The sequence below is a fragment of the Pseudomonas sp. MWU12-2020 genome, from assembly GCF_023100605.1.
In the GTDB taxonomy this organism is placed as follows: domain Bacteria; phylum Pseudomonadota; class Gammaproteobacteria; order Pseudomonadales; family Pseudomonadaceae; genus Aquipseudomonas; species Aquipseudomonas fluorescens_H.
Window position 1 is genome coordinate 20,569 of the sequence record NZ_JALMEX010000009.1, and the last position, 15,193, is coordinate 35,761.

Consider the following 15,193-nt stretch of genomic DNA (forward strand, 5'->3'; position numbering starts at 1 on the left):
TTTATGATCGGAGCTGATCATGAATAACAACAACAAAGCCAACGACCAAAGCCTTACGCAAATTGAAACCCACGGGGTCGAACAGATCCCGGACCACGAACGTACCGCAGGCCCGACGGACTTGTTCCGGATGATCTTCGGTGGTTCGAACACCTTTGCCACCGCCGTGCTCGGCAGTTTCCCGGTGCTGTTCGGTCTGTCGTTTCAGGCCGGCGTCTGGGCGATTGTGGCGGGCGTGCTGCTCGGCTCGCTGATCCTCGCACCGATGGGCCTGTTCGGCCCGATCAACGGCACCAACAATGCCGTGTCCTCCGGGGCGCACTTCGGCGTGCACGGGCGGATCGTCGGTTCGTTCCTGTCGCTGTTGACCGCCATCGCGTTTTTCTCGCTCTCGGTGTGGAGTTCGGGGGATGCGTTGATCGGTGGGGCGAAACGCCTGATCGGTCTGCCGGAAACCGACCTGACCCTGGGCCTGGCCTACGGTCTGTTCGCGATTCTGGTGCTGACCGTGTGCATCTACGGCTTCCGCTTTTTGCTGTGGGTGAACAAGATCGCAGTGTGGAGCGCCAGCCTGTTGTTCCTGCTGGGCATCTTCGCCTTCGCCGGTCCTTTCGATGTGAACTACGCCGGCACGGTGAACCTCGGGCAACCGGGTTTCTGGGCGGCGTTTATCGGCGCAGCGCTGGTCGCGATGAGCAACCCGATCTCGTTCGGGGCGTTCCTCGGCGACTGGTCGCGCTACATCCCGCGTGACACCTCCAAGCAACGGATCATGGCCGCTGTGGTGCTGTCGCAGATCGCCACGTTCATCCCGTTCCTGTTCGGCCTGAGCACCGCGACCATCGTCGCGATCAAGGCGCCGGACTACATCGCGGCGAACAACTATGTCGGTGGTTTGCTGGCGGTGTCGCCGAGCTGGTTCTTCCTGCCGGTGTGCCTGATTGCGGTGATCGGCGGCATGTCCACCGGCACCACCTCGCTGTATGGCACCGGGCTGGACATGTCCAGCGTATTCCCGCGGGTGCTGTCACGAGTGAAAGCGACGCTGCTGATCGGCGTGCTGTCGATTGCCTTCATCTTCATCGGCCGCTTCGCGGCGAATCTGGTGCAGAGCGTGTCGACCTTCGCCGTGCTGATCATCACCTGCACTACCCCGTGGATGGTGATCATGATCATCGGCCTGCTGGTGCGTCGGGGCTTTTACTGCCCGGATGACCTGCAGGTGTTCACTCGCGGCGAGCAAGGCGGACGCTACTGGTTCAACCACGGCTGGAACTGGCGTGGTCTGGGCGCGTGGATCCCGAGCGCGGCGGTCGGCCTGTGCTTCGTCAACCTGCCGGGGCAGTTCGTTGGTCCGCTGGGCGAGATGGCCGGCGGCATCGACGTCAGCCTGCCGGTGACCCTGGGGCTGGCCTCGGTGGTGTACCTGACGCTGCTGAGCCTGTTCCCGGAACCGCGCGAAGTGTTCGGGCCCACGGATGCCCGTAGCCAAGGCGTAGCAAAACCTGAACTGCGTCAGGCCGCCTGACGCAAAACCCCTGTGGGAGCGGGCTTGCTCGCGAAAGCGTCGGCACATTCAACAGTGATGTGACTGACAGATCGCATTCGCGAGCAAGCCCGCTCCCACAAGGGCAAATCGAATTCAGCCTCACCATAAAAAAGACAATCGGAGACACGCCATCATGGCTTTGGATTTATTCGTCGTCCTCATCTACGCCGCCGGCATGCTTTTGCTCGGCTACTACGGCATGCGCAAGGCCAAGACCAATGAGGATTTTCTGGTCGCCGGGCGTAACCTGGGCCCAAGCCTGTACATGGGCACCATGGCCGCGACCGTGCTCGGTGGTGCGTCCACCGTCGGCACCGTGCGTCTGGGCTACGTGCACGGCATCTCCGGTTTCTGGCTGTGCGCCGCACTGGGTTGCGGCATCGTCGCGCTGAACCTGTTCCTCGCCAAACCGCTGCTGAAACTGAAGATCTACACCGTTACCCAGGTTCTGGAAAAACGCTACAACCCGATGGCCCGCTCGGCGAGCGCGGTGATCATGCTGGCCTACGCGCTGATGATCGGCGTGACCTCGATCCTGGCGATCGGCACCGTGCTGCAAGTGCTGTTCGGCCTGCCATTCTGGATCTCGGTACTGCTCGGCGGTGGCGTGGTGGTGATCTACTCGGCGATCGGCGGCATGTGGTCGCTGACCCTGACCGACATCGTCCAGTTCATCATCAAGACCGTGGGCCTGATGTTCATCCTGTTGCCGATCTGCCTGTACCGCGTCGGCGGCTGGGACGAACTGGTGCTGAAGCTGCCGGCAGCGGCGTTCAACTTCACCACCATCGGCTGGGACACGATCATCACCTACTTCATGATCTACTTCTTCGGCATCCTGATCGGTCAGGACATCTGGCAACGGGTGTTCACCGTCAAGACCGCCAAAGTCGCCCAGTACGCCGGCAGCATCGCCGGTATCTACTGCATCCTCTACGGCCTGGCCTGCGCGCTGATCGGCATGGCCGCTCACGTACTGATCCCGGATCTGGACAACGTCAACAACGCCTTCGCCGCCATCGTCAAACTGTCGCTGCCGGACGGCATTCGTGGTCTGGTGATCGCTGCCGCACTGGCGGCGATGATGTCCACCGCCAGCGCCGGCCTGCTCGCGGCGGCCACCACCCTGACTGAAGACCTGCTGCCGAAACTGCGTGGCGGTAAACAGTCGAGCCTGGCGATCAACCGCCTGTTCACCCTGCTCACCGGTGTCGTGGTGCTCGGCATCGCTCTGGTAGTGAATGACGTGATCAGCGCCCTGACCCTTGCTTACAACCTGTTGGTCGGCGGCATGCTGATTCCGCTGATCGGTGCGATCTTCTGGAAACGCGCGACCACCGCCGGCGCCATCGCCAGCATGGGCCTGGGTTTCGCCACCGCGCTGCTGTTCATGTTCAAGGACGGTCTGGATGCGAACACGCCGATCTACTACAGCCTTGCGGTAGGTCTGGTGAGTTTTGTGGTGGTCAGCCTGGTCTCCCCTCGCCCGGCGACAGTGGCGAGTGCGATCTAAGCTCTGATGTAACGACTTGATGCTTTCTTCGACGGGTGTGGCGTCGGTTGCCACACCCGTTTTTTTACGTCTGGAGAAAATGGCTTATGAAGATCGTTTCGCGCGATCAGTGGTTTGAAGTGCAGAGTTTCGGTGATGGAGTTCGGCTGATTCATGAGCCGTATATTCGACCGTTCTACCGCTGCAACCTGTGGCATGTTCAGGGCCGCGACAAAGACTTGTTGCTGGATAGCGGTTCGGGATTGGTCAGCCTGCGCGAGCAATTGCCGTGGATCACCGAACGGCCGCTGGTGGCTGTTGCCAGTCACTGCCACTTCGACCACATCGCCGGGCATCACGAATTCGCCGAACGTCTGGTGCATCGCGCCGAGGCCGACATTCTTGCCGCGCCGGATGGTGAGAATGACTTGAGCCGCGCCTTCGTCGGTGACGACATGTTCGACGCGCATCCGGACTGTCCGCTGTGCTACGCCGAATACCGGGTCAAGGCTGCACCGGCCACCGGTTTTGTCGAGGATGGCGACGTGCTGGATCTGGGCAACCGCACCCTGCAAGTGCTGCACACGCCGGGGCATTCGCCGGGTGGGATCAGCCTGTATGAGGCGGCCACCGAAACGTTATTCAGCGGCGACATCATCTACGACGGGCCGTTGATCGAAGACGCCTACCACTCCGATCTGCAGGATTACGCCACCAGCCTGCGGCGCTTGCAGGCGCTGCCGATCCGCACGGTGCATGGCGGGCATTTCGGCAGTTTTTCCGGGGGGCATTTGCGTTCGATGATTGACGAATGGTTGCGTCGACACGCTTGAGGCCTGCTGTAATCAGTCAACACAATAACGAAACTGTCTGCCATGAGAAGAGCTGCCGTGCGTGCTGCCGTGCACCGATACATTAAGCGCCTGCTGGACTCCCGCGAATTCAACGACGACACCAGCCTGGTGCAATTAGGGCTGGAGAAGGCAGATATCGAGGATCTGATCTTTCATCTGGAAGATGAGTTCGGACTGACGGCGTTCACGGCCGAAGAGGATCACATGCTCAAGACCGCGAAGACCGCGAATGACCTGAGTCGATTTTTGCTAGAGATTGGAAGGCATTGAGAGGGTTTGCCAAATACAACCATCAGGCTGAGCTCAAACCCTGTGGCGAGGGAGCTTGCTCCCGCTGGGCTGCGAAGCAGCCCCAAAACCATTCAGCCCAGTTGTGCCAGACGGACCTTGTTCAGTGACCTTACGACTGCTGCGCAGCCGAGCGGGAGCAAGCTCCCTAGCCACAACAAGCGTCACTCACATGGAGCCGTACTTACCGCCGGCGAGGCTGACGCCGGCGCTGTTCGTCATCGGTGCGGATCGGAACGGGTTGCAGAGGCGGTTCGATCAAGCCGAGGGCAACACCCAAATCGTGCAGCCAGTTCTGAATTTTCTCTTTCATCGTCATGCCCCCTTCAGGGTAGTGCTGAGCGGCCGGAATTCTGAGGCCGCTTCGCACTGATAATAGTCCTAAGTCCTACGCAATGCTCGGCCAAATCCGCAATGATCTGTTACTGAATTGAACAGAACTCGGATCGATTGGTTCACGCCGTCTGCCGGGTTTCACTGGATGCCACGGGATAGAGCGCTTGCTGCTGTTCAATCCAGGCATTGAGGTTGGCCCCGACCATGCCCTTGCGCCACATGAGCCATGTTGTCGCACTGGCAAACGGCTCGGCCAACGGGTGCACCGCGACACTTTCGCGCCCGGGCAGACTGGCCAGCATCGACTCCGACATCAGCGCCACGCCGCTGCCGGCAATCACGCAGGCCAGCATGCCCTGATAGGACTCTATCTCCATCGCCCGGCCCATCGCCGCCTGATAGTGGACAAACCACGCCTCCAGTCGCGCGCGATAGGCGCAGCCATGGCGGAAGGTGAACACCGCCCTGCCCTCGACCTCTTTGGCGCTGCGGATTGGCGGGTGATCGGCTTCGCTGATCAGCACCAGACGCTCGTCGCACAGCGGTACGCCGTCGATCCCCGCCAATTGTGGCGGGCCGTCCACCAGCGCCGCATCGAGACGCCCGGAGACCAGGCCTTCAAGCAACTCACCGCTGGGCCCGGATTGCACTTGCAGATTCACCGCCGGGTATTGCTTGTGATAGCGCGCGAGCAACGCCGGCAAATGGATTGCCGCGGTGCTGTAAAGCGTACCGAGAACAAAATCCCCCGCCGGTTGCCCGCCCATCACCGCCGCACTGGCCTGATCGCGCAGGGCGAACAGTTTGCCGGTGTAGTCCAGCAGGACTTTTCCCGCAGGCGATAACTGCAAACGCTGACGCTCGCGGACGAAAAGTTCGACACCCAATTGCTCTTCCAGCTGCTTGAGCCGGGTCGACAGGTTGGACGGCACCCGGTGCAGACGCTCGGCGGCGCGGGTGATCGAACCTTCCTCGGCCACTGCCTGAAAGATCCGCAATTGGCTGAATTCCACAACCATTCTCCATTACAGAACAAGTTACTCACTATTATTCAATTTTAAAGAAAGTCAATCGGTTCTAGCCTGACGGTCATTGCTCCTCCAAAGGAATCCCGACCATGTCGCCACTGATTCGCTTATCCGCCTGTTTCGTCGCCCTGATGATGGCCATGGGCATCGGGCGTTTCGCCCTCACCCCGCAACTGCCGCACCTGCTCAGCGAAGGCCAGGTCGACCTGACGGCCGCTGGTCTGATCGCCGCGGCCAACTACCTCGGCTATCTGCTGGGCGCGGTGGATGCGATGTTCGCGCACCGTCCGCAGCAAGTGCAGCGCCGGTTGCATGGCGGGTTGTGGCTGTGCGTGCTGCTGACCCTGGCGTCGTTCTGGGCCAACGGCTTCTGGGCGCATTTACTGCTGCGCTTTGGCACCGGGGTGGCGAGTGCCTGGGTGCTGGTGATGATCACGGCGCTGAGTCAACCACTGGCAGCGGCGGCAGGCCGGCCACGGCTCGGTGCGCTGGTGTTCGCCGGTCCGGGGCTGGGGATTTTTCTCACAGGGTTGCTGGCACTGTTCTCACATCTGTTGAACCAGACGTCTGCCACGTTGTGGCTGATCTATGCCGCCGTGGCGCTGGTGATGTTGTTGGGAATCGTGCGGATCCTGCCGCAACCGGGCGTGCACACGCCGGTCGCCACCCTCAACGTCAGCCATGCGAATCGCGGTATCCCGCGACTGGCGGCGGTGTATGCGCTGTACGGCGTGGGTTACATCATTCCGGCGACGTTCCTCTCGCAGATGGCCAACGCGCAGTTTCATGGGCAATGGCAGGCCGATCTGTTCTGGCCGTGCTTCGGCCTCGGCGCCGCCATCGGTGTGTTGCTGGTGAGTCTGCGTCGCCACGACCCGAACACCACACGGCATTGGCTGACCGCAACGCTGTGGTTGCAGGCGCTCGGGGTCTTCGCCTGTCTGTTGGGCAGCGCTTATGGCCTGGCGCTGGGGGTGGTGTTGTGCGGCATGCCGTTCCTCGCTTGCATGCAACTGGTGATGCAACGTTCGCGAGAACTGGCGCCCCACACCACGCAGCGCAACGCCGGGCTGCTGACCGCGTGCTTCGCCGTCGGCCAGCTCAGCGGCCCGTTGCTCGCGGCGCTGAGCAGCCATTTCAGCGGTGGTCTGCAACCGGCGCTGATCATTGCCGGCAGCGGTCTGCTGATTGCCGGCGGGCTGGCGCTGCAATCGGTCAGTGCTGGCCGAGGGCTTTGCGCAAACGCCGACGCACCCACTGCTCAGCGCTGACAAAGGTGATGCCGAGCAACACCAGTACCGCGCCGATGACGAAGTTAATGCTCAATTCTTCGCCAAGCAGCACCACGCCAAAGGTAACGCCGAACAGCGGCGTCATGAACGAAAACACCGCCAGATTGGCCGCCAAATAGCGTCGCAGCAGCCAGAACCAGGTCAGGTAACTGAAGAACGACACCACCAGGCCCTGGAACAACACGCTGGCCACCGCCACGGTGGTCAGGCTGACGTGAGTGATCTGGCCGCTGAACAGCGCGATCAACAGCAGGCCGACGAAGCCGACGATCAATTGATAAAACAAGGTCAAGGTCACCGGCGCTTCCGATAGCCGCGAAGCGCGCACCACCACAGTGGTCGCGCCCCAGCAGGCACCGGCAATGACCCCGAACGCATCGCCCAGCAGCATGCGCCGGTCGAGGTTGTCCCACGACACGCCACCCGCGAAAGCAATCGCGATACCGATGAAAGCGAGCAGAATCCCCAGCCATTGCAGCGGTCGCAAGCGTTCGCTGGCCAACAGGAAATGCACACCCAATGCAGTGAAAATCGGTGCGGTGTAGAGGAACACCGACATGTGCGCGGCAGTGGTCAACTGCAGGCCTTCGGCGATGAAGAAGAACTCCAGACCGAACAACGCACCGGCCAGCAGTCCGCCGCGCCAGGTGTTGCCGACCTGATCCCAGCCTCCCTTCCAGCACAGCAGCAAACCCACCAGCAACGCGGAAATCCCCGAACGCCCGGCCGCCTGCATCACCGGCGCGATGTCCGGCGCGGCCCACTTGATCATCACTTGCTGCACGCCCCAGATCAGGCACAGGCCGATCATCACCTGCAAGGCAAAACCGTCGGCATTGCGCCGCTCGACACTCACCGCAACACCTCGAACACACACAACATGGCAGCCATCCGCTGGTCAAAAATCTGTGTCGGGGATTATCAATCACTCGGGCAAAAAAAGCCGTCTGAAAAAGACTTTGTCTGCGTCAGTAACGTCAGCGGTGAATGGCCGTCGGCTGCGCCGCCATTCGCGAGCAAGCCCGCTCCCACAGTAGAACGCATTCCCCCTGTGGGAGTGGGCTTGCTCGCGAAGGCGTCGGCCCAGACAACCAGGATTACGCAGCTGACCTCACAAATCGCTTCGCAGCCAGGAAACCGACCGTGCAGGCAACAGCCGTCGCAAACGCCCCCCACGCCCAATCCATCAAACTCACCTGCACCGACCACCCGCGCAATGTCGCCCAGTTGGTCAAGTCATAAGTGCCGTACGCCACTAGCCCCAGCAAAGCACCCCGCGTCGCGGCCCACTGCAAACTGACCGCCGGCAACACCACAAACTGCACACAGCCGAAAACATACAGGCAATAAAAAACCGCTGCCGGTAACAGCAGCGGTTTTTCGAGCATCAGCGAACCGAGCAGCTCGCGGTAGGTTGGCGCCATCAATACGCCGAGCCAGATGCCATCGAGCAACAGAAACGCCACCAGTGTGGTGCCATAGGCAATCAACGCTTTTTTCATTTAACCGACCTCAAGTGAGCCCATGCAACATGGGCTACGCGAGGCTCAGGTTAGTTCAATGCGATCGGCGTGAATGACGATCTTGCCTTCCTTGTACAGCGAACCGATGGCCTTCTTGAAGTTGCCCTTGCTGACCCCGAACATGCTGCTGATCAGCGCCGGATCGCTCTTGTCGCTGATGGCCAGCGTGCCGTTGCTTTCGCGCAACTTGGCGAGGATCTTCGAACTCAGGCTGCTGGCCGCTTCCTGACCCACCGGTTGCAGGCTGAGGCTGATCTTGCCGTCGGCGCGCACTTCCTTGATGTAACCCTTCTCGCGCATGCCGGAACGCATGAACTTGAAGATTTCATTCTTGTGGATCAAGCCCCAGTGCTTGTTGTTGATGATCGCCTTGAAGCCCATGTCGGTGGCTTCAGCCACCAGCAGATCAACTTCCTGCCCGGCGCTGTAGTTGGCCGGGGTCTTGTCGAGGTAGCGATCCAGACGTGCAGTCGCGGTGATGCGGCGGGTGTGTTTGTCGAGGTAGACGTGCACCACGCAATATTCACCAGCGGTCATCTGCCGCTTCTCTTCGGAATACGGCAGCAACAGGTCCTTCGGCAGGCCCCAATCGAGGAACACGCCGATGCTGTTGATTTCAACAACTTTCAGACTGGCAAATTCGCCGACCTGAACTTTTGGTTTTTCAGTGGTAGCGATAAGTTTGTCATCGCTGTCCAGATAAATAAAAACGTTGAGCCAGTCTTCATCTTCGCTGGGAATATCTTTAGGGATATAACGGTTGGGCAAAAGAATTTCGCCGTCGGCACCGCCGTCCAGATATAAACCGAAGTTAGTGTGTTTAACCACTTGCAAACTGTTGTAACGCCCGACTAAAGCCATTTTCCAAAACCCTCATTGCGTGGCGGCATTCTACCCGGTTTTGCCGGTTTCGTTCGCTGGCTGAGCAACCCGTTCGGGAAAATCCACGGGACACCTTGATTTTCCTGGGTCTCGCACGGTCGGGCTGCCACTCGTCAGACCAGCGCAGCACCGGCCGCGCCATTTCGCGCAGGATGTTTTCACTGATGGCAAATAAATGTTCTTATTTAAAACAGTGGCTTAGGTGGATATTTCGAATAATTAATCGAGAATAATCCACCCACGCGCTCAGTTATTCCCGGGGATATTTATCAAGCAATTGTCAAGTTATTCCTGTACGATGCCTGGCCGAGTTACTTTTCTACAGGTTAATGGCCGCCATGCGTGTAAAAGCATCCACCAGCAAAGCAAAGCCAGCTCCAGCCGTTGAAACCAGCGAATCGATCAACGATCAAATCGCAGCGTTCCTCAAGTCCGGCGGCGAAATCCAGCAAATTGCCAAAGGCGTCAGCGGCCAGACGTTCGGTCCGTCCAAGCAGATCAGCCTGGGCAAGAAGTAACACCCGGTAATACACCCGTCCTGAGGCGCTTTGAGTTTCGAAGCGTCTGGACTGGCACCCGCGCAATACCCTCCATTCTGTTTAACAAATCTTTTGAAAATCGACGAACGGCCATCATTGCCGAGTATTCGCCGGTATCCTTGCACGCGTCTGGATCAAGCGTTTCAGCAGGCTCAATGCCTTGCCCTCGCTGTTCATGGAGTGACGCATGCTCAAACCCACTTCCTGTTTATTGCTGGTAGGCCTGCTGGTCTGCTCGACTGCGCACGCGCAGATTTTCCAGCGCGAGCTCGGCGACTTCGACCTAAAACTCGGCACCACGCCTAGCCGCAGCATGGCCCAAGGCCTGGTCAAGCCGGCGGCAGTCGGCTCGTTCCACGGCGGCCTCGACCTCAGCCACGACAGCGGCCTGTATGTCGGCCAGTACGCACCGAGCATGGGCCTCACACCGGGCAAGAACCTCGAAATCGACTCCTACGTCGGCTTCAAACAACCTTTCGATCAGACCCTCGGCTATGAAGTCGGGTTGATCCACTACAGTTATCCCAAAGTAGACACCCTCGACAGCCAGGAGCTGTTCGGCGGCCTGACCCTGCTCGGCAGCCGCTTCGGCGTCGCCGTGAGCAACGACCCGGACAAACAGAACAACACGCTGTTCGCCGACCTCGGCGGCAATCAGCCGTTCGGCATCGGGATCAGCATGAAATACACCACCCACCAACTGAACACGCCCGTGTCGGTGGACGGTGGTTATGTCAGCAGTTTTACCGATTGGTCGGTGAAATTTTCCCGGCCGTTCATGGGCGTCGATCTCGACCTGATCTACAGCAATTCCAACCTCAGCGGCAGCGATTGCTCGGCTTACTCCGGGCAAAACAGCGAGTGCGACGGGCTGGTCACGCTCAAGGCCGAACGCGCGTTCTATTGATCGGCTGAACTGCCGGCAGCCTCCCGCGTTCACATAAGAATCAGACGCCAGGCTCTCGCAAGGATTCGCTCATGTCTCGCTGGTTCAAACACCTCGCCACCCTGCTGATCTTCACCCTCGCCCTCGGCGCCTGCAGTCGCGTCGGCCTGGCCTACCGCAATCTCGACGTGATCATTCCATGGACGCTTGGCGACTATCTGGACATGACCAGCGAGCAAAAAGACTGGTTCAACGATCGCCTCAAGGAGCACCTGAACTGGCACTGCACCACGCAATTGCCGGGCTACCTCGACTGGCTGGATCGCTTGCAAGCGATGGTCGAAACCAATCAGGTGACAGACGCGGCACTGCAAGCGCGAACCGTAGAAGCGAAAAAAGCCATCGCCGACACCGCACGCCAGATCACGCCATCGGCCATCGAACTGCTGCAAGGGCTGGACGATAAACAGGTCGCGGAAATGAACGACGCGTTCGCCAAGGACCTGCGCAAGCGTGAAAAGGAATACGTCAAACCACCGCTAGCGCAACAGATTGCCGAACGCGCTGCGCGCATGGACAAGCGCCTCACCGATTGGCTTGGTCCGTTGAGCGTCACTCAGGAACAACGGGTGATGGCCTGGTCAACCGCGCTAGGCGAGCAGAACACCCAATGGATCGCCAACCGCGCGCACTGGCAGCAACAGTTCAGCGCGGCCGTTGCCCAGCGTAAAAGCCCGGAATTCCCACAACAGATCGAGACACTTCTGGTCAATCGCGAGCGTTTATGGACAACGGATTACCAGAAAGCCTACGCCAACACCGAAGCACAGGCGCGCTCGCTGGCGGTTGATTTGATGGCGCAGAGCACGCCGCAGCAGCGTCAGCGGTTGCTCAAGAAAATCGAAGGGGTGCGTAAAGACTTCAATGACCTGAAGTGCCTCAAGGCTGCACAAAAACCTTAATAGGATGCCAATCCAATGTGGGAGCGGGCTTGCTCGCGAATGCGGTGGGTCATTCACCATTTATGTGTCTGATACAGCGCATTCGCGAGCAAGCCCGCTCCCACAAAAGGCCTGTCAGGCAATCTGCGCCTTTGAAGCCACCTCATCAAACGTCGCCTCATCCAGCGCATCTTCCTGCTCGTCCAGCACCTGCCGCGGATGATCATTGCCGGGAATGCTGCTGTCGATCAGGCTCAGCAGGCTTGATCCGCGTGGCGTCAGAATGAAATTGCTGCCGGTACTGCCCATATGATCCGGACGCGGTTCGATAAATCCACGATCGAGCAACAAGCCTTCATATTCGCAGGCCAGTGTTTTCAGGTGATCCAGATTCTCGATCGGCTCGCCTGCACTGGCTTTCTGCGCCGCATAGTCCTCGGCATATTTTCGCGGCGCGAAACTTTCGCCTGCACTGTTCTGCACTTCATGCAGCAAGCGTTCAATCAAATCCCAGTTATAAGTCGTCATCCTGATTCAACCTCCGGTGCGCGTGATTTGGGGCGCTGTCATAGGTTGTGACCGGTGCCTGTCGCCGCCGTTCAGCCGCATTTCACGCCGCGACCGACCGGCGGTCTGTCGAATTGTTCGAGGGTTAAACGACTAGTCTGACAAAGACGGTTTCAACCCCGCAGGAGAAATCATCATGAACGTCGAGAATCATCCGGTGGTATCGCGAGAAGAATGGCTCGCTGCGCGCAAACAACATCTGGCCGAAGAAAAGGCCTTCACCAAAGAACGCGACCGCCTCAGCGCCAAACGCCGCGCGTTGCCCTGGGTCAAAGTCGACAAGGACTACCGATTTCACGGCTCACACGGCGAGCTGAAACTGGCCGACCTGTTCGGCAAACACAGTCAACTGATCGTTTACCACTTCATGTTTGCCAAGGATTGGGAGGAAGGCTGTCAGGGCTGCTCGTTTCTGTCCGACCACATCGACGGCGCCAATCTGCACCTGGCCCACCACGACATCGCAATGGTCGCGGTTTCCCACGCACCGTTTGAACAGTTCCAGGCCTTCAAGCGGCGCATGGGCTGGAAATTCGACTGGGTCTCGTCAGACGGTTCCGATTTCAACTACGACTTTGGCGTGTGTGCCCGCGCTGAAGATGTCGCTGCAGGAAAGGCTACGTACAACTACGAAAAGACTGACAGTGCCGAGGAAGAAATACCCGGCCTCAGCGTGTTTTATCGTGATGCAAAGGGCGACATTTTCCACACCTACTCAACCTATGCCCGCGGTCTGGACATGCTGGTCGGTGCCTACAACTACCTCGACCTCACGCCCAAGGGCAGGAATGAGGACGAGATCATGGAGTGGGTGCGGCATCATGATCGGTATGAAAATGAAAAAGCCTCGAGTTGCTGCCACCAGAGATAATCAGCAAATCAAAGGAAAGGAAAGGCAGCGGCCGGCAATACCGCCCGCTGCATCCTGGATGCCTGGAGTACGCATCACCGTCTAATAGTTGAATTTTGTTTTGACCTGTTCGCCTTCGCGATAAGACAGGACAAAGGACTTCCACGGCTCGCCGCGCTTGTCTGCGTTAGCCTGTAACTCGCCTACCAGACGCAGAATTTTCGCGTCATTTATGTCGGTCTCGACGTTCCAGTCCTCCACGCCGTCTTTCTCAACGCCCAGTTCCGTCTCAATGTATCCCTCCCCCAACTCCACACCGTAGCTGAATGCATCGTAGCCGTGAACAATACCGGCTTCGACTTCCTGGAAAATTTCCTGAACAATTTTTATATCTTCAGTAACCACTAAATAATCTCCGGAATTTGATGGGGCTCGTTTTTAAAGACTACGGTTTTAGCCTTCCCATCAACTATGTAAGTAACTCTCATCGCGTCAGGACGGACTGAGCCTGGGTCTTCACGCACGAACCTGACGGTTGTTACACCCACTGTTTTTGATGGATCGTCGAGCGCTTCCTTCACTCTATTCTTTACCAGCCTCCGCCTGCCTGGAATCCCGATGCACTTTCTCTTTGGTCGGGGTGAACGTCGGCTCTTCTAACATACCGGCCCGATCCAGCGAAGTGTTCGGGTTGGCTACGACAATGCCGTCGGCCTGCGCCCACATCGGTTGCCAGAACATCACGTTCGCCAATAGAAACGCCAGCCCGCGCTTGGGCATGCCCCAGAAATGCTCACGGGTTTTCACGGCAGCAGAAGGCTGACGAGCGAGGAAGGCGTATTGGCGAACGTCCATGTTTGAGCTCTCGTTGCGACAGGCGAGCGGCTTTTCCTCAAGAAGGCTACTTTTCAGGGGGGATCGCAACCGTTCGGTCACTTCAAATGGGCTGGTAAAAACACTGTCACTGAACTTTTCACCGCCCAAACCCCTCCACCGATTAACCCGCCTTACCCGGAACGGAGGCCCGCCCCCATGAAAACCCTGATCAAGCTCACCCTCGCCACCACCCTCGCCTGCGCCCTGCCCGTCTGGGCCTGCACGCCCGAAGAAGCCGCCGCCAAGCGCGAACAACTGGCCAAGGAAGTCGCCAAGCTCACCGCGCAGAACCCCACCAAGGCCAAGGAGATCAACGCCGAGTTGCAGAAAATGGACTTGGGCACGGCCAGTGCGGATTTACCGGACAAATGCCAGTTGATTGATCAGCGCTTGAAAGAGCTGGATTCGGCCGAGAAAAAAACCGAAAGCTAAAGCAAGATCTAAAGATCGCAGCCTGCGGCAGCTCCTGCACCGAACCCTGTAGGAGCTGCCGCAGGCTGCGATCTTTTACCCTTGAAAATGCATTTGTGCATTTATTTTCTTGCACAAACGCATATCCAGACTAAGGTTACATCGAGCAAGGAGATCGGCACCGTTCATCGCAGATGAAAACCGTTAACTACCGATCGCTCGGCAATACTGCAACACAATCACAAGCTGGACGCTTGTTTTCATTCATGGAGGACTGAAAAAATGTTAACCACTCAAGCAACATCGTTCACCGGCGAGAGCCTGCCAAGGTGCCTCGTCGACCACCTGCTCGACCCGCAACTGGTCGAGGTTGAAGCCACTGCGCAAACTGCGGCACTGGCCGCTGCCAATCTCAACTTCACCATGCAGAAACAGACGCAGACCAACTGGTGCTGGGCCGCCGTTTCCGCCTCGGTTGGCAACTACTACGGCACCGGGAACTGGACACAGTGCGGGGTCGCGAGCACCCAACTGGATCGCAACTGCTGCAACCAGCCAGGTCCGTGCAACGTCTACGGCTATCTGGATTCGGCCCTGCAAACCACCCGCAGCTACAACGGGATGAATCAGGGTTCGCTGCAGATGTCGGCCATTCAGAACCAGATCAACATGGGTCGCCCGGTCGGCCTGCGTTGCGCCTGGTACGGTGGTGGCGCGCACTTCCTGGCGATCTACGGCACCAACGGCAACTACGTGCTGGTCGCCGACTCGATCTACGGTTACTCGACTCGCGCGCTGAACGCGTTCCCCGGTTCGTACAACGGCGGCGGCAACTGGACTCACACTTACTTCACCGCGAAAAACTAGGAGGGCGACATC

General features: G+C 58.9%; 19 protein-coding genes. 11 read left to right on the plus strand and 8 right to left on the minus strand.

Going from position 1 to position 15,193, the window contains the following annotated elements; all coding sequences use genetic code 11:
* Nucleotides 1–19: 19 nt before the first annotated feature.
* From M0814_RS19830 to M0814_RS19845, 4 genes are all read left to right on the plus strand, one after another.
* A complete protein-coding gene (locus M0814_RS19830) occupies nt 20–1,528 on the plus strand; it encodes a cytosine permease (protein ID WP_103486553.1) in 1,509 nt (502 codons plus the stop codon).
* Between the two features lie 154 nt (nt 1,529–1,682).
* Complete coding sequence (locus M0814_RS19835) at nt 1,683–3,062, plus strand: sodium:solute symporter (RefSeq protein WP_003222714.1); 1,380 nt, start codon at nt 1,683–1,685, stop codon at nt 3,060–3,062.
* Between the two features lie 86 nt (nt 3,063–3,148).
* Nucleotides 3,149–3,874 (plus strand): MBL fold metallo-hydrolase, encoded by a 726-nt coding sequence (locus M0814_RS19840; protein WP_103486554.1) that lies wholly within the window; start codon nt 3,149–3,151, stop codon nt 3,872–3,874.
* Nucleotides 3,875–3,916: 42 nt separating this feature from the next.
* Nucleotides 3,917–4,165 (plus strand): phosphopantetheine-containing protein, encoded by a 249-nt coding sequence (locus M0814_RS19845; RefSeq protein WP_103486555.1) that lies wholly within the window; start codon nt 3,917–3,919, stop codon nt 4,163–4,165.
* Between the two features lie 202 nt (nt 4,166–4,367).
* Here M0814_RS19845 and M0814_RS29105 read toward each other — a convergent pair whose 3' ends face one another.
* Together M0814_RS29105 and M0814_RS19850 are read right to left on the minus strand one after the other, a co-directional pair.
* Nucleotides 4,368–4,496 carry a PA1414 family protein gene (locus M0814_RS29105; protein WP_003184145.1) on the minus strand — a complete coding sequence of 43 codons (129 nt, stop codon included), beginning with the start codon at nt 4,494–4,496 and terminating at the stop codon, nt 4,368–4,370.
* 142 nt (nt 4,497–4,638) lie between these two features.
* Complete coding sequence (locus tag M0814_RS19850; RefSeq protein ID WP_027614570.1) at nt 4,639–5,532, minus strand: LysR family transcriptional regulator; 894 nt, start codon at nt 5,530–5,532, stop codon at nt 4,639–4,641.
* A 104-nt stretch (nt 5,533–5,636) separates the two neighbouring features.
* On the opposite strand from M0814_RS19850, the gene M0814_RS19855 reads away from it, so the two are divergent.
* Nucleotides 5,637–6,818 (plus strand): MFS transporter, encoded by a 1,182-nt coding sequence (locus M0814_RS19855; protein ID WP_103486556.1) that lies wholly within the window; start codon nt 5,637–5,639, stop codon nt 6,816–6,818.
* On the opposite strand, the gene M0814_RS19860 is transcribed toward M0814_RS19855, so the two are convergent.
* The 3 genes from M0814_RS19860 to M0814_RS19870 form a co-directional block, all read right to left on the minus strand.
* Complete coding sequence (locus tag M0814_RS19860; RefSeq protein WP_103486557.1) at nt 6,763–7,695, minus strand: DMT family transporter; 933 nt, start codon at nt 7,693–7,695, stop codon at nt 6,763–6,765. The genes M0814_RS19855 and M0814_RS19860 overlap by 56 nt on opposite strands.
* A 241-nt stretch (nt 7,696–7,936) precedes the next feature.
* On the minus strand, nt 7,937–8,341 hold the full coding sequence (locus M0814_RS19865; RefSeq protein WP_103486558.1) for a DUF2177 family protein: 405 nt from the start codon (nt 8,339–8,341) through the stop codon (nt 7,937–7,939).
* A gap of 45 nt (nt 8,342–8,386) precedes the next feature.
* Complete coding sequence (locus tag M0814_RS19870) at nt 8,387–9,223, minus strand: S1-like domain-containing RNA-binding protein (protein ID WP_003222709.1); 837 nt, start codon at nt 9,221–9,223, stop codon at nt 8,387–8,389.
* A 350-nt stretch (nt 9,224–9,573) separates the two neighbouring features.
* On the opposite strand from M0814_RS19870, the gene M0814_RS19875 reads away from it, so the two are divergent.
* From M0814_RS19875 to M0814_RS19885, 3 genes are all read left to right on the plus strand, one after another.
* Complete coding sequence (locus tag M0814_RS19875; RefSeq protein ID WP_016985943.1) at nt 9,574–9,762, plus strand: hypothetical protein; 189 nt, start codon at nt 9,574–9,576, stop codon at nt 9,760–9,762.
* A 208-nt stretch (nt 9,763–9,970) separates the two neighbouring features.
* Complete coding sequence (locus M0814_RS19880; protein WP_103486559.1) at nt 9,971–10,690, plus strand: TorF family putative porin; 720 nt, start codon at nt 9,971–9,973, stop codon at nt 10,688–10,690.
* A gap of 71 nt (nt 10,691–10,761) precedes the next feature.
* Nucleotides 10,762–11,631, plus strand: a complete 870-nt coding sequence (locus M0814_RS19885) for a DUF6279 family lipoprotein (protein WP_103486560.1) — start codon at nt 10,762–10,764, stop codon at nt 11,629–11,631.
* Nucleotides 11,632–11,745: 114 nt separating this feature from the next.
* Here M0814_RS19885 and M0814_RS19890 read toward each other — a convergent pair whose 3' ends face one another.
* Nucleotides 11,746–12,138, minus strand: a complete 393-nt coding sequence (locus M0814_RS19890) for a hypothetical protein (RefSeq protein ID WP_003222699.1) — start codon at nt 12,136–12,138, stop codon at nt 11,746–11,748.
* A 175-nt stretch (nt 12,139–12,313) separates the two neighbouring features.
* Here M0814_RS19890 and M0814_RS19895 point away from each other — a divergent pair, with 175 nt between their 5' ends.
* A complete protein-coding gene (locus M0814_RS19895) occupies nt 12,314–13,048 on the plus strand; it encodes a thioredoxin family protein (RefSeq protein ID WP_103486561.1) in 735 nt (244 codons plus the stop codon).
* A gap of 81 nt (nt 13,049–13,129) precedes the next feature.
* On the opposite strand, the gene M0814_RS19900 is transcribed toward M0814_RS19895, so the two are convergent.
* Both M0814_RS19900 and M0814_RS19905 read right to left on the minus strand, forming a co-directional pair.
* Nucleotides 13,130–13,432 (minus strand): hypothetical protein, encoded by a 303-nt coding sequence (locus M0814_RS19900; RefSeq protein ID WP_103522422.1) that lies wholly within the window; start codon nt 13,430–13,432, stop codon nt 13,130–13,132.
* Between the two features lie 177 nt (nt 13,433–13,609).
* A complete protein-coding gene (locus M0814_RS19905; protein WP_103484448.1) occupies nt 13,610–13,882 on the minus strand; it encodes a hypothetical protein in 273 nt (90 codons plus the stop codon).
* A gap of 177 nt (nt 13,883–14,059) precedes the next feature.
* On the opposite strand from M0814_RS19905, the gene M0814_RS19910 reads away from it, so the two are divergent.
* Together M0814_RS19910 and M0814_RS19915 are read left to right on the plus strand one after the other, a co-directional pair.
* On the plus strand, nt 14,060–14,335 hold the full coding sequence (locus M0814_RS19910; protein ID WP_103484447.1) for a hypothetical protein: 276 nt from the start codon (nt 14,060–14,062) through the stop codon (nt 14,333–14,335).
* 261 nt (nt 14,336–14,596) lie between these two features.
* On the plus strand, nt 14,597–15,181 hold the full coding sequence (locus M0814_RS19915) for a papain-like cysteine protease family protein (protein ID WP_103484446.1): 585 nt from the start codon (nt 14,597–14,599) through the stop codon (nt 15,179–15,181).
* Nucleotides 15,182–15,193: the final 12 nt, after the last annotated feature.

What these genes read in the sequence shown, in the direction of transcription:
- M0814_RS19830 (WP_103486553.1), top strand. Translation starts at nt 20, where the DNA reads ATGAATAACAACAACAAAGCCAACGACCAAAGCCTTACGCAAATTGAA.
- M0814_RS19845 (WP_103486555.1), top strand. Translation starts at nt 3,917, where the DNA reads ATGAGAAGAGCTGCCGTGCGTGCTGCCGTGCACCGATACATTAAGCGC.
- M0814_RS19905 (WP_103484448.1), bottom strand. Translation starts at nt 13,882, where the DNA reads ATGGACGTTCGCCAATACGCCTTCCTCGCTCGTCAGCCTTCTGCTGCC.
- M0814_RS19890 (WP_003222699.1), bottom strand. Translation starts at nt 12,138, where the DNA reads ATGACGACTTATAACTGGGATTTGATTGAACGCTTGCTGCATGAAGTG.
- M0814_RS29105 (WP_003184145.1), bottom strand. Translation starts at nt 4,496, where the DNA reads ATGAAAGAGAAAATTCAGAACTGGCTGCACGATTTGGGTGTTGCCCTC.
- M0814_RS19835 (WP_003222714.1), top strand. Translation starts at nt 1,683, where the DNA reads ATGGCTTTGGATTTATTCGTCGTCCTCATCTACGCCGCCGGCATGCTT.
- M0814_RS19870 (WP_003222709.1), bottom strand. Translation starts at nt 9,223, where the DNA reads ATGGCTTTAGTCGGGCGTTACAACAGTTTGCAAGTGGTTAAACACACT.
- M0814_RS19885 (WP_103486560.1), top strand. Translation starts at nt 10,762, where the DNA reads ATGTCTCGCTGGTTCAAACACCTCGCCACCCTGCTGATCTTCACCCTC.
- M0814_RS19865 (WP_103486558.1), bottom strand. Translation starts at nt 8,341, where the DNA reads ATGAAAAAAGCGTTGATTGCCTATGGCACCACACTGGTGGCGTTTCTG.
- M0814_RS19840 (WP_103486554.1), top strand. Translation starts at nt 3,149, where the DNA reads ATGAAGATCGTTTCGCGCGATCAGTGGTTTGAAGTGCAGAGTTTCGGT.
- M0814_RS19895 (WP_103486561.1), top strand. Translation starts at nt 12,314, where the DNA reads ATGAACGTCGAGAATCATCCGGTGGTATCGCGAGAAGAATGGCTCGCT.
- M0814_RS19855 (WP_103486556.1), top strand. Translation starts at nt 5,637, where the DNA reads ATGTCGCCACTGATTCGCTTATCCGCCTGTTTCGTCGCCCTGATGATG.
- M0814_RS19915 (WP_103484446.1), top strand. Translation starts at nt 14,597, where the DNA reads ATGTTAACCACTCAAGCAACATCGTTCACCGGCGAGAGCCTGCCAAGG.
- M0814_RS19875 (WP_016985943.1), top strand. Translation starts at nt 9,574, where the DNA reads ATGGCCGCCATGCGTGTAAAAGCATCCACCAGCAAAGCAAAGCCAGCT.
- M0814_RS19880 (WP_103486559.1), top strand. Translation starts at nt 9,971, where the DNA reads ATGCTCAAACCCACTTCCTGTTTATTGCTGGTAGGCCTGCTGGTCTGC.
- M0814_RS19910 (WP_103484447.1), top strand. Translation starts at nt 14,060, where the DNA reads ATGAAAACCCTGATCAAGCTCACCCTCGCCACCACCCTCGCCTGCGCC.